General features: G+C 54.1%; 9 protein-coding genes. 2 read left to right on the top strand and 7 right to left on the bottom strand.

Annotation, left to right across the window (positions count from 1 at the left end):
• The first annotated feature begins 34 nt into the window (after nt 1–34).
• Nucleotides 35–1,801 (top strand): DUF885 domain-containing protein, encoded by a 1,767-nt coding sequence (locus WKJ03_RS14295; protein ID WP_337842900.1) that lies wholly within the window; start codon nt 35–37, stop codon nt 1,799–1,801.
• 51 nt (nt 1,802–1,852) lie between these two features.
• Here the strand turns inward: WKJ03_RS14295 and WKJ03_RS14290 are convergent, their stop codons facing one another.
• The 5 genes from WKJ03_RS14290 to WKJ03_RS14270 form a co-directional block, all read right to left on the bottom strand.
• Nucleotides 1,853–2,938, bottom strand: a complete 1,086-nt coding sequence (locus WKJ03_RS14290) for a heparan-alpha-glucosaminide N-acetyltransferase domain-containing protein (protein WP_337842899.1) — start codon at nt 2,936–2,938, stop codon at nt 1,853–1,855.
• Between the two features lie 57 nt (nt 2,939–2,995).
• Nucleotides 2,996–4,294 carry a sugar MFS transporter gene (locus tag WKJ03_RS14285; protein WP_337842898.1) on the bottom strand — a complete coding sequence of 433 codons (1,299 nt, stop codon included), beginning with the start codon at nt 4,292–4,294 and terminating at the stop codon, nt 2,996–2,998.
• Between the two features lie 75 nt (nt 4,295–4,369).
• Nucleotides 4,370–5,482: an N-acetylglucosamine-6-phosphate deacetylase gene (gene nagA / locus WKJ03_RS14280; RefSeq protein ID WP_337842897.1), complete on the bottom strand. Its 1,113-nt coding sequence runs from the start codon at nt 5,480–5,482 to the stop codon at nt 4,370–4,372.
• A gap of 8 nt (nt 5,483–5,490) precedes the next feature.
• Entirely contained in the window at nt 5,491–6,489 is a 999-nt protein-coding gene (locus tag WKJ03_RS14275) for an SIS domain-containing protein (RefSeq protein ID WP_337842896.1), read from the bottom strand.
• Nucleotides 6,490–6,518: 29 nt separating this feature from the next.
• Complete coding sequence (locus WKJ03_RS14270) at nt 6,519–7,412, bottom strand: BadF/BadG/BcrA/BcrD ATPase family protein (RefSeq protein ID WP_337842895.1); 894 nt, start codon at nt 7,410–7,412, stop codon at nt 6,519–6,521.
• 354 nt (nt 7,413–7,766) lie between these two features.
• On the opposite strand from WKJ03_RS14270, the gene WKJ03_RS14265 reads away from it, so the two are divergent.
• On the top strand, nt 7,767–10,313 hold the full coding sequence (locus tag WKJ03_RS14265; protein ID WP_337842894.1) for a family 20 glycosylhydrolase: 2,547 nt from the start codon (nt 7,767–7,769) through the stop codon (nt 10,311–10,313).
• Nucleotides 10,314–10,374: 61 nt separating this feature from the next.
• Here WKJ03_RS14265 and WKJ03_RS14260 read toward each other — a convergent pair whose 3' ends face one another.
• The gene (locus WKJ03_RS14260) at nt 10,375–11,373 is read right to left on the bottom strand and encodes a Gfo/Idh/MocA family oxidoreductase (RefSeq protein WP_337842893.1); all 999 of its coding nucleotides are present in this window, start codon (nt 11,371–11,373) and stop codon (nt 10,375–10,377) included.
• 456 nt (nt 11,374–11,829) lie between these two features.
• A complete protein-coding gene (locus WKJ03_RS14255) occupies nt 11,830–12,561 on the bottom strand; it encodes a SapC family protein (RefSeq protein ID WP_337842892.1) in 732 nt (243 codons plus the stop codon).
• Nucleotides 12,562–12,756 lie beyond the last annotated feature (195 nt).

Below are 12,756 nucleotides of genomic sequence, written 5' to 3'. Positions count from 1 at the left end.
GCTACGAACTTCACCTTAGCTTCCGGAGCCTTTTGTGTTTTATCTGCGCACCTATTTTTGCATTTTAGCCATCGCCCTCTGTGGCTGGTCCGCCTCGCTGCAGGCCGCCACCGCCACAGAACAGCTGCAACAAGTGATTGACGACCACTGGCAATACAGCCTGCAGGAAGACCCAATCACCGCCGGCCGGATGGGACTGAGCGGCTACAATAACCGCTTACCCGGCGTAACGGCCCAAGACCGCAGCCGTCGCCTGAAAGCGGAACAACAGCTGCTAAGCCGGTTGAACACCATTGACAGCAGTGCGCTGAGCGATGCCGACCGGGTAAACCAGCAATTACTGGCCTGGGTACTGAAAAACTCCATCGAAGCCAACCAGCTGTTTCTGGATCGTATTCCGGCCAATACCTTTTACAGTTTCTGGAGTGCGGCGCTGGACGCCAGCAGCGGCCTGCGGATGAGTAAAGTGGCCGACTACCAGGACTACATTGCCCGTATTCAGGACTTTGGCCGCTACTTTGACGAGAATATCACCAATATGCGTGCCGGTATCAAAGACGGTTTTGTGCTGCCAAAAATCGTGGTGCAAGGTATAGCGCCGACGGTTCGGGCTCAGGTGTACGCCGATCCAACCCAAAGCAGCCTGTATGAGCCCTTTAAAAAGTTGCCAGCCAACTTTAGTGCGGCTCAGCAACAACAGCTGCAACAAGCTGGCCGTGACGCCATCGCGACCCATGCCATTCCGGCCTTTGCCCAACTGGCTGATTTTCTGGAAGGCGACTACCTGAAAGCCGCCAGCAACAGCCTGGGTGCGGAGCAGCTGCCCGATGGTAAAGCCTATTACCGCCATGCGATCCGAACTTATGTGACGCAGGACTTAGACCCGGCCAGCATTCACCAGACCGGCCTGGCTGAGGTCAAACGTATTCGGGCCGAAATGGATGCCCTGATTCAGCAAACCGGTTTTAAAGGCAGCTTTGCCGACTTTACCCAGTTCCTGCGTACCGACCCGCAGTTTTATGCCAAAACCCCAGTGGAACTGCTCAAAGAGGCCTCGTACATTGCCAAACGTATTGATTACCGCCTGCCTGAGTTTTTTGGCAAACTGCCCCGCCTGCCTTATGGCGTGGTGCCAGTGCCGGCTGAAATAGCCCCCAACTACACCACCGCTTCCTACAATGGGGCGGCTATTGGGGGCATTCGTGGTGGTGCCTATTGGGTTAATACCCATGCGCTGGACCAACGCCCGCTTTATGAGCTGGTGGCGCTGACGCTGCATGAATCTGTGCCTGGTCACCATCTGCAAAACGCCATTTCGCAAGAGCTGGACAATGTGCCACAGTTTCGTCGCAACCTGTATTTAAGTGCTTATGGCGAAGGCTGGGGCTTGTATGCCGAGCGTCTGGGCGTGGAAATGGGTGTGTACGACACACCTTACCAGCAGTTTGGCCGCCTGAGTTACGAGATGTGGCGCGCCTGCCGGCTGGTGATCGACACCGGCATTCACTCGCAAGGCTGGAGCCGTCAGCAGGCACTGGATTTCCTTGCCTCCAACACCTCCTTGTCGCAGGCCAATGTGCGGGCCGAAGTGGACAGGTATATTTCCTGGCCAGGGCAGGCGCTGTCCTACAAAATGGGTGAAATTAAAATCCGCCAGCTGCGCGCCAAAGCCGAAAAAGAACTGGGTGAGCAGTTTAACCTGCGCGATTTTCACGACGCCCTGCTGGCAAACGGCGCTTTACCGCTGGAAGTACTCGAAGCGGAAATGGACAGATATATCCGCAAAGCGAAACAACCCTGAACTCCATACCATGGAAACACCAGGGCCAGCATCAGCTGGCCCTGGTGTTATTTACAACTTAATAATGATATTGCGCTTATACAGCCACAAGGACAGCGCCCAAAACCCCACCACATGCGCCAGTGCAAACAGCAAAGACGCCAGTTTCTCCGGCATCAAACTGGCCAGTTGCAAAAAGGTCCACTGATAAGCACTGATAGTGCCATCCGCACCCTGCACAGTGATCAGGCCAAACACCACAGCCCAGACCCAGGACAACACATAGATAAACAAAGGGTTAGTACCATAGACCGTCAAAGGCGATGCCAGTTGCTGCTGGCCTTTGATATCCACCAGCCAGACCAAGGCCGCCAGCAGGCATAAAATCAGCCCTGTACTGAGCGCCAGATAAGAACCAGACCAGAGTGCTTTATTGATAGGCCAGAGCCAATGCCAGCACAGCGCCAGCACAATCAGCGCCACACCTGCCAGAGTTAAACCTCTGACCGCCTGCTGCTGCGACTGCTTTTTCAGCCAGAGCACTGTGGCATAACCCAAAATCACCGCCGTCACACAAGGCAAGGTGCTCAATAAGCCTTCAGGGTCAAACGCCATACCAAAGCCCTGATACAGATGAGCGGCACCAAAGACGGCTAAATCCAGCTGACGCACCAGGTTATGTTCCAGGCTGTAAGGCTCAGCCGAGCCCAGCAGCAACAGCGCCCAGTAGCCAAAAACCAGCAGCGCAGCACTGGGCCACAATGCCCGCTTAGGCAAATAAAGCACCAGCAAAGCCCCGGCCCAATAGGCCAGACCAATACGCTGTAACACGCCGGGTAAACGCAGTTCAGCCAACGGCTCAGTAAAAGGCAGGTAATTCAGCAGAATACCCAACGCAATCAGCTTCAGTGCCCTTTCGCTGATCCGCCAGACGGCTGCGGCACCTGGCTGCAGTTTGCTCAGTGAAAAATACATCGAGGCGCCAACCACAAATAAAAAGGTTGGAAACACCAGATCGGCAAAGGTAAAACCGTCCCAGGCCGCATGCAATAACGGGCTGTACACATAAGCCCAGGACCCCGGGGTATTGACCAGGATCATCAAAGCGATGGCCAGACCACGTAAAGCGTCGAGTGCATAAAAACGGGAAGCAGACATAGCACCTCAAAAGAAGGGGTCAGAGTCGGGGTCAGAGTGGTACTCTGACCCCATTGGTTAGTTCCAGCTTTGTAATTGATGGCCTTTGACAGCGTAAAACAGAATAAGCGCATAACAGGGCAACATCACCAGGTAAGCGCCCTGCTGGCCCAGGCCAGTACCACTCAGCAAGCCCCAGAACAGCGGGCCAAATGCACCACCGGCAATACCCATAATCAGCAGCGCCGAGCCAATGCTGGTTAAGGACCCCAAGCCCGACAAAGCCAAAGGCCAGACTGCAGGCCAGACAATGGCATTGGCCAGACCCAGCACCGCAATAAACAGCAGGGTGTCCGGCAAAGCGGTTCCGCCAAAAGGCACCAGCAACGCATTGGAAATGGCATAAGAGCTGCTGTCCCCCAAGGCCACCACCAGCGTCAGCACCAGGCCCAGTACCGCAGAACTGGCCAGCGCCTGCTGCTGCGATAACAGACGCGGAATAAGCACTATGCCCAGCACATAACCCAGCACCATACACACCATGGTGTAGGAGGTCATCACTGTGTAACGCTCCACCCCCAGCGACAAGGCAAAGAGGCCAATGGTGTCACCGGCTATCACTTCCACCGCCACATAAACAAAGAGCGACAGCACACCCAACACTAACGAAGGTTTGGCCAAAGCGGCTTTCAGCTGCGCCATACCGCGGGCACCGTCCTGCTCTTTCGGCAACTCAGGCAAAGGTGAATACTTCACTGCCAGCGCCAGTAAGGCCAGAAACACCGCCAGCCCCAGGTAAGGGCCAACTAAACTGGCGGCCATTTCATCAATTTGTTCTGGCGTTAACACCGCGTCTGCCGGTGCCGAAAAACCACTGACAATCAGTGCAGTAAAGACCAAAGGCGCCACCACACCGGCTGTTTTATTCAAAATACCCATAATACTGATGCGCACCGCCGCCGTGTCTTCAGGGCCAATTTTCACCACATAAGGATTCACCGCGGTTTGCAGCAAGGTCTGGCCTGTGCCGATGACCAGCTGGGCCAATAAAAATAAAGCGAAGGTCTGGGTTTGGGCGGCGGGAATATACAAAAGCCCGGCCAGCATCATGATCGCCATGCCCAGCGCCATGCCATTTTTGTAACCTACTTTGCGGATCACCCAGGCCGAGGGCAAAGCGGTAAAGGTGACAGCAATATAAAAAGAAAACAGCACCAGGGAGGCCTGAAACGGCGACAATTGCAGCATTTGTTTTAAATAAGGCATCAGCGAGCCGTTCAGCCAGGTGGCAAACCCCAGCACAAAAAACAGCAATGCCACTATGGCCATTGGCAGCACACTGCTGCGCGCCTTGGATGCGTCGACTGTCATTTCCATAATTCCTTCCTGTTGTTTGTATTTTTATTATTTACTTGCGCTGGCAGTGCGCAGCGCAGGGACCGTTCTAAAGAATCAGCTGTGTTGCTCTCCCGCCAGATAACAAGCCTGTACCTGACCTTGTGTATCCAGCACCACAAAATCGGCCAGGTAACCTGGTTGTAACCGCCCGCGCTCTGTGGCAATACCTAAAAATTCAGCCGGGTACAATGACGCCATCCGCAGCGCTTCGCCCTGCTCCAGCCCCAGCTCACGCACCGCGTACCGTACCGCATCAGCCATATCCAGCACAGAACCGGCCAGGCTGCCTTCGAGGTTGGTCAGCTTATTGCCCTGGCGGATCACTTTGCCTTCAAAAAAGTCGAATTCGCTTTGACTGGTTCCAACAGGGGACATGGCATCTGTCACCAGCAGCAGTTTGCCTTTGGGTTTGGCGGCCAGCGCAACTTTCACTGCCAGCGGGTGAATATGGTGGCCATCCAGGATCAGGCCACACCAGCTGTGTGGGTCCGCCAAAGCGACACCGACCACTCCAGGCTCGCGTGAGGTTAATGGCGACATCGCATTGTATAAATGGGTAAAACCTGTGGCACCGGCATCCAGCGCCGCTTGTGTGGTCGCCGCATCCGCATTGCTGTGGCCCAGGCAAACAATCACATTGGCAGCCACCAATTGGCGAATTTGCTCAGGGCTGACATTCTCCGGTGCCACTGTCACCAGCTTGATACCTAAATCGGTGCGGCGGTAAATGGCCATTTCAGCATCGGACAGCGCCCGGATATGAGCGGTCGGGTGCACACCGCGTTTTGGCACCGACAAATGTGGCCCTTCAAAGTGCACTCCGGCCACACCAGGTTCGCCGGCCGCTATAGCCTGAGCTATCACGTCGGCTGCTGCCTGCATGGTTTCAACCGAATCGGTGATCACTGTAGGCAGCAATAAGGTGCTGCCAAACTGGCTGTGCGCTTTCACCATAGTGCGCAGCGCGTCCAGGCTGGTATCGGTGTTAAATAAAGCACCACCACCACCATTCACCTGCACATCAATAAAACCGGGCGCCAGGGTCAGTGACAACACGTCCCCCTCTGCCGGTTCAATCCGGACAATACGGCCGTTTTGCCAGCTCAGGCATTGGTTGTCCAGCCACTTTTCACCGTCAAATAAACGCGCGACTGCAAGCTGCTGCATAAAGGCTCCTAAACAGTTTTAGTCACTTTGTTCAGGCCCGGAGGCGCATCCGGGTTGACGCCACGGGCACGGGCCACAGCTTCCACATCCAGATAAAAACGTTGCAACAACAACAGTGGCAGAACACGGGGGTTGGCACTGAGTTCACCGTGATGCAGGTGCACAATACGGGCGCCACGGCTGCGCACTTCGGCAATTTGTGCCTGATGTGCCGCATTGGCTTCATCGGCAATGCTGACATCAATAATGGCGAACTGATCTTTCACCAGCGTCACAGGGCCATGCAAAAATTCGGCACTGGAAAAGGCTTCGGCATGAATACCGCAGACTTCTTTCAGCTTCAGCGCAATTTCACGGCTGATGGCATAACCTGGGCCACGACCCAACACCACGCAGTGCTTCACCCCATCCAGGGCAGCGGCAGTCAGCTGAGCAGGTAAGACTTTGGCTTGCTCTAACAATGCTGGCAATGCCACTACCGCATTTTGCAATTCTTTGCGGCCAGACCAGGCGGCCACCAGTTGCAACAAGGCACTTAAAGTGGCCAGATAGCTTTTGGTCGCGGCCACAGCCTTTTCTTCCCCAACATTGAGCGGCAGCACCTGATCGGCCTGCTCTGCCAGAGGCGATGTGGTGTCATTCACCAATGCGACCACCAAGGCGCCAGCCGCTTTGGCCATGGCCACCTGCGCCAGAATATCCGGGCTGCGGCCCGACTGCGAAATGACCAATACCAAGGCACCTGTTAAATCCAGCTGTTTGCCATACACACTGGCAATAGAAGGTGCAGCAGCCGCAACCGGCAAGCCAATTTCAATTTCAATCAGGTACTTGGCAAAGACGCCCGCGTGGTCAGAAGAACCCCGGCCGACCATATAGACATAACGCGGCTGACGCTGACGAATAAGCTCTACCACGGCCTGGATGGCACTGGCATTGCTTTGAAGTTGCTGCTGGATACGTTGTGGGGCTTCGGCCGCTTCACGCGCCATGATGGTACTGGTCATACAAAATTCTCTTTCACTGCTGGTTAAATTCAGACTGGATGCCGCTGGCGGGCAAACCAGATGGCACCAAATTCCGGAGCCTGCAACGCCGAGGTGACCCGACTTTGTACCTCAGGTACCAGATAAGGCAATAATTTCTGCGCCAGTCCGCCAATTAACGACAGACGGGGCGGGTTAATACTCAATAAACGCAGTGCTATGGCGTCAATGTGAGCCGCCGCCTGGCGGATAATCTCAGCCGCTATGGCGTCTCCCCGCTCGGCGGCGGTAAATACCAGCGGTGCGTATTTCGCGTACGTAGTGGGGGTGGCGTGCATAAAGAAATCCACCAGGGCCAGGGTGTCACTGAGTTTCAGCTCATCGCATAACAAATCGGTCAATAAGGTGGCTGGGCCCAATAAATCTTTCGCCAGCAATACATGATGCACCAGCTGCAATCCCATCCAGGCACCACTACCATTGTCACCATAAGGAAAGCCATGGCCGCCGACTTCAATAATTTCGCCTTTGACATCAGCCAGACCACAGGAACCAGTTCCGGCAATAATGACGGCGCCATCACCGCCCTGGTGCGCCCCAATACAGGCCACATGCAAGTCACTGGTCAGGTACATGGCCTTAAACGGGTGTTGCCAGTCTGAGAAAATACGAAAATATTCCGGCATATTGACGCCGGCAAGGCCCGCACCAACAATCAGCTGGTTGATGTCTTTGTGTGCCAGACCGGCGCAGGTCAGCGCCTGATGGGTGGCCGATAAAATAGAATCTGTGGCGACTTTCATACCACGTAAAGGATTGGCCGGGCCAGACAAGCCCTCGCCTACCACCTGATTGTCTGCTGTGGTCAGAATGACGCGGCACTTGCTGCCACCGCCATCAATCCCCAAAAACAATGGGCCTTCATAGCCTACTGCTGTCGTCATCCCATCAACCTCGTTGCATCGTCATACCTGCCCTCCAGCACAGCTTAAGGCTGTCAGGCGTTGCTGTCTGTTATTTCAGCAAAAAGCCGAATTGACAGCGTTGTCATTTTTCCAATTCAGCATATAATAATTTTGACAAATAACAAGACCCTTGTTTAAAAATCGAACTTTAATTTTTGTTAAGCTCCGACAGATGCAAAAATTATTAAATTGAATCAAATAATTATACACTCCAGCCACTGAAGATAGCAGTGTCATGACGAGTGGTCTGCGTTGTCTGTCCCCTGTCTGCGCTGACAGGGAAATCCAGCGAGCCGCCGATGGCTCACTGAACAACAGTTGAGGGAGAGACGAATGCGTTACCTGTTACTACTGCTGAGTTTAACGGCCCAGCCAGTGTTGGCGTTTCAAAGCCAACAGCAACTCGACCAGTTTGCCGAAAAAACCCGCCTGATGTTTGCGGTGAAATCGAACTTTGGCCCGGATCAAAACAAATTTAGCGGTGAAGTGGTGCTGCAAAACAATTCCAGCCAGAGCCTGAGTAAAGGTACTGCACCCTGGCGGATTTATTTTCACTCGATTCGAAAAATCAATACCACTGTCAGTGCCGGTCTGGAACTGAGCCATGTCCAGGGCGACTTGCACCAGATTACCGCCACTAAAGAGTTTGCAGGCCTGGCTCCCGGACAGACATTGCGGCTGGAATTTAACTCGGCCCCCTGGATTGTCAGTTACAGCGACTGGATGCCCCGGGCATTTATCAGCAGCGGCAAACTGAAACCAGCCATTTTTGCCAATACCAACACCGAGGACTTCAGCGCCTTTGTCGAAGCCTCCACCCGGCCTGAACAGTTGCTGCGTTTTAATCAGCCGACACAGGATTTATACCCTGTGGCCACGCCTGAGTTGCGTTTTGCACAACACCAGCAGCAACAAAGCGCCTCCCGCCAAACGGCCCAATGGTCCGTGATCCCGACAGTGCAACAACGCGAAGATGAAGACGAGCTGACCACTGTTGGTGCCGGCTGGCAACTCTATCATCAGGGCCGGTTAAAACAGGAAGCCAGTTATTTACAGCAGCAACTGAAACTGCAATTTGGCCTGGACCTGCCACTGACCAGCCAGCCAGGCCCACGTCAAATTCAGCTGATCACGGCCGATGATCTGCCGCAGGCTGAAAGTTACCGCTTAACAGTACAGTCAAATCAGATCCAGCTCAGTGGTGCCGACAACGCCGGTGGTTTTTATGCAGTGCAAAGCCTGCTGGCACTGCTGGAAAAACAGGGTGACAGCCTCCAGCTGCCGCAGACCAAAATCAGTGACTGGCCCCGCTACCGCTGGCGTGGCATGCATTACGACATGGCACGCAATTTCCACGGCAAAGAGGTGACCTTGCGGCTGATCGAACAAATGGCCCGTTACAAGCTGAATAAGCTGCACCTGCACCTGACCGAAGATGAAGGCTGGCGTCTGGAAATTCCTGGCTTGCCCGAGCTGACGGAGATAGGCGCCAACCGCTGTTTTGACCTGACCGAGCAGCAGTGTCTGTTGACCCAGCTGGGTACAGGGCCGGACAAATCCGGTTCGGGCAATGGCTATTACAGCACAGCCGAATTTATTGAGATCTTAAAATACGCCGCCGAGCGCCATATTGAAGTGATACCGGAAATTGATATGCCAGGTCATGCCCGGGCAGCGGTAAAAGCCATGCAGGCCCGCTACAACAGACTCAAAGCTCAGGGTAAAGAAGAGGCGGCCCGCCAGTTTTTATTGTCCGACCCGGACGACAAGTCAGTGTACCTGACAGTGCAGAATTACAACGACAATTCAGTCAATGTCTGCCTGCCCTCCAGTTATGCCTTTGTCGATAAAGTGATGTACGAGCTGCAGCAAATGTACCGCCAGGCCGGATTACGGCTGAACACCTTTCATATGGGCGGTGACGAAGTGGGCGCCGGTTCCTGGACCGCCTCGCCAGCCTGTGCCTCATTAATCGCAGAGCCGGAAAATGGCGTGTCCGGCGTGGCTGATTTAAAACCTTATTTTGTCAGCAAAGTGGCGATGCTGGCCGCCAACCGCCAGATGGCGCTGGGTGGCTGGGAAGACGGCCTGATGTACGACGCCAAAACCCCTTTTAACCGGGCTCAGTTTGCCAATCCGGCCGTGATAGCCAATGTCTGGGACAATATCTGGGAATGGGGTGTGGCCGACCGAGCTTACCGGCTGGCCAACGCCGGCTATCAGGTGGTGTTGTCGCACGGTACCCACCTGTATTTTGACCACCCTTATGAAGCCCATCCGGAAGAACGGGGCTATTACTGGGCGGCCCGCTTTACTGACCTGGCCAAAGTGTTTGGTTATATGCCGGATCACCTGTATGCCAATGCCGACAAAACCCGCGAAGGCCAGCCAATTTATGACTTGGAAGCCCTGCTCGGCCGCGAGCTGCCGAAACTGGAGCAACCGGACAATATTCTGGGTATTCAGGGCCAGGTCTGGAGTGAAACCATCCGCACGGCTGAGCAGCTGGAACAGCTGGTCTACCCGCGTTTACTGGCGCTGGCAGAACGGGCCTGGTACCAGGCGGAATGGGAATCGGATGAGCCGGACCCACAGGCACGGAACGCCGATTATCAGCGTTTCAGCCTGGCACTGGTGCAACAGGAATTGCCACGCCTGGATGCAGCCGGAATTGCTTTGTACCTGCCGCCACCTGGCGCGGTACGACAAAATGGCCTGTTGCTTGCGAACAGTGCCTGGGATGGTTTAACCATTGAATACAGCACCGACAAGGGCCAAAGCTGGCAGCCGTATACCGAAGCGGTGAAGGTTCCGTCAGGACCTGTGTTGCTGCGAAGCACAGCGCAGGGCCGCCAGAGCAGGGTCACTCAACTCGACTGAGCAGGTTGGGCTGCAAAAGTTGAACTCAGGCCGGTACTGCACCGGCCTTTTTGTTGTGCCATCAGGCCTGAGCAAGGATCTGATCCATCACCCAGTTGGTACGCAGTGCCGTTGCGCCGGTGGACGGATGGCCGCTGCCCTGCAGAATGTCCTGCACCATAGTGGCAATATGCGGCTGCTGAATATGCTCAGGGTGCGCCATATGCAGCTCTTGTGTGCCCTCTGCAGTGGTCAGTTTCAGCGGCACCTCATCAAACACGGCACAGTCAATCCGCCCCTGGCTGCCGATAAAACTCAGATGATCCTGCCGCGCTGCCGACACAAAGTTCCAGAAACCGCTGCCAAGTACGCCGGACCGGAAACGCCAGATAGCCGTCACCGCATCCTCCGCCTGATACAGGCCTTGCTGACGCGCGGTAAAGCCTTTCACCTCAGCCATATCACCCAGCAGGTACATCAGCAAATCCAGACCATGGCTGGCCAAATCGACAAAATAACCACCACCCGCTACTGCAGGGTCGACCCGCCAGTGCGCCTGGCCGCTTAAATCCTGCGCTGAGGCCATACGGCTGAAATTCCAGTGCACCTGCCGTACCTCGCCGATCCTGCCCTGCTCCAGCCAGCTTTTCAGTTGTAAAAAACGCGGCAAAGAACGGCGGTAATAAGCCACATAAAGTGGTAAACCACGTGTTTCAAAGGCCTGCACCATCTCGGCACACTCGGCGGCATTCAGCGCCATCGGCTTTTCAACACAACATAGTTTACCGGCGGCCGCCACTTTTAACGCCAACTCTTTATGGCTGGCAGGTGGTGTCGCTATATACACCGCATCCACGTCGGCGTCCGCAATCAATGCATCCGCATCGCTGTACCAGCGGGGTACCTGATGACGGCGGGCGTAGTCGGCCGCTTTCGCTGCATCGCGGCGCATCACAGCCATCAATGCAGAGCCTGGCACTTTGGCAAAAGCCGGGCCGCTTTTTAATTCAGTAACATTACCGCACCCCAAAATGCCCCAGCGCACCAGGCCAGGTACAGGCAAGTTTTTCAAAGGCTTCAACGGAGTTCTCCACTGCAGTGGCAAATAAAAAAGCAGGATACCTCAAAGAGCTATCCTGCAAAAACCCGGGGACCAAAGTGCAGCAGCGAAACAGCAAATTCTTGCCTTACACACCACCACCCTTTGCAGATTGGGCACAGATTGGCAAACAAAAAACACATCCCTGTCATGAAGTCTCTGTGGCGCAACTACCCACACCACAAAGATACGACCTCTTAACCAGTTCCAATGCCAGCACATTGAAGCTGCATGTTCACAACAACAGATTGCCGCATTGGACTGCTTAAAACACAAATGACAACGCTGTCATGACTACTATGGCGCGGATAAAGGCTGAGATCAAGCACTATTTTGATTTATTTTTAAGCAATGCCATTTATGGGATCGACACAGTCGTGAGGGCATAAAAAAACCCGGCACAAGCCGGGTTTGCGTCATTGATGTTGATTCGCGCTATTAAGCCGCCGCAGTTTTATTCAGCTGGCGCTGACGCTCACCTAAACGCTGCACCTGTTGCAGTGACATCAGGTGTGCATAAATTGGAGGTAACATGCCTTTACTGCGCAGCAAAGCAAACTTGTCGGCGTCCAGCTGGTTCAGTTTGGCTTCGTCAATCACGTAGAAACCCGTCAGTTCACGTTTGTTGCCATCCAGTTCAATGGTCAGGCTTTGTGGGCTCAGCAGGTCCAACTCGGCCAGAGTGCGGTTGAATTCTTTCGTCTGTTCCATCTGACGTAAAAAATCCGCCATCGCTTCTGAACGTTTTTGCAAAAACTCAGACTGAGAGCCGTCTTCATTAAACAGCGCATAGCCTTTTTCTGTGTTGACCATTGGGCTGCCTTCAGCCACACAGATATACAGGTTGTCTTTATCAGCCGGGTCATTCGGGTTGGCCATCAGCGCCAGCGGGAAATTGCGAAACGCACGTGGTACATACATGCCCAGCCATTTGCCGTCTTCCACCATCATGTTGGAGCCCTGCTGCAGAGACAACATAGCCACAGCTTCAAAAGCACCGGCTTTTTCGTTTTTCAGGAAGACCACAGGCAGCTCAGCACCTACACGAACAAACTCATGAGCCGACACTGGCACAATATGTTCTTCTTTAATATGAAGAAAGGCTTGCTCCACATCGATTTTGGTAGTGGCGTGTTTTTCTTTGTTTAATGGAGCGATTTGCAACGACATAACTAACCTCTGTACAACTCAATTTCAGCGAAAATGGACTGTTTTAGCTGGTGTTGCCAGCCCTACAGGCCAGAATTTGCGAACCAACTTACCCCAGATTGTGCCAATTCTCTAGAAAAATTTAGCCTGACGGCAGATTCTGTCAGCGCTTTAGCTAAAACAACTTTAAAAATAAGATGTTAGGTTTTTCTGTTG

This window comes from Rheinheimera sp. (genome assembly GCF_037442525.1).
Classification (GTDB): Bacteria; Pseudomonadota; Gammaproteobacteria; order Enterobacterales; family Alteromonadaceae; genus Pararheinheimera.
Note: the sequence above shows the minus strand (reverse complement) of the source record. Positions and strands in the feature narration are given on the sequence as shown.

What these genes read in the sequence shown, in the direction of transcription:
- WKJ03_RS14290 (WP_337842899.1), bottom strand. Translation starts at nt 2,938, where the DNA reads ATGTCTGCTTCCCGTTTTTATGCACTCGACGCTTTACGTGGTCTGGCC.
- WKJ03_RS14285 (WP_337842898.1), bottom strand. Translation starts at nt 4,294, where the DNA reads ATGGAAATGACAGTCGACGCATCCAAGGCGCGCAGCAGTGTGCTGCCA.
- nagA (WP_337842897.1), bottom strand. Translation starts at nt 5,482, where the DNA reads ATGCAGCAGCTTGCAGTCGCGCGTTTATTTGACGGTGAAAAGTGGCTG.
- WKJ03_RS14275 (WP_337842896.1), bottom strand. Translation starts at nt 6,489, where the DNA reads ATGACCAGTACCATCATGGCGCGTGAAGCGGCCGAAGCCCCACAACGT.
- WKJ03_RS14270 (WP_337842895.1), bottom strand. Translation starts at nt 7,412, where the DNA reads ATGACGACAGCAGTAGGCTATGAAGGCCCATTGTTTTTGGGGATTGAT.
- WKJ03_RS14265 (WP_337842894.1), top strand. Translation starts at nt 7,767, where the DNA reads ATGCGTTACCTGTTACTACTGCTGAGTTTAACGGCCCAGCCAGTGTTG.
- WKJ03_RS14255 (WP_337842892.1), bottom strand. Translation starts at nt 12,561, where the DNA reads ATGTCGTTGCAAATCGCTCCATTAAACAAAGAAAAACACGCCACTACC.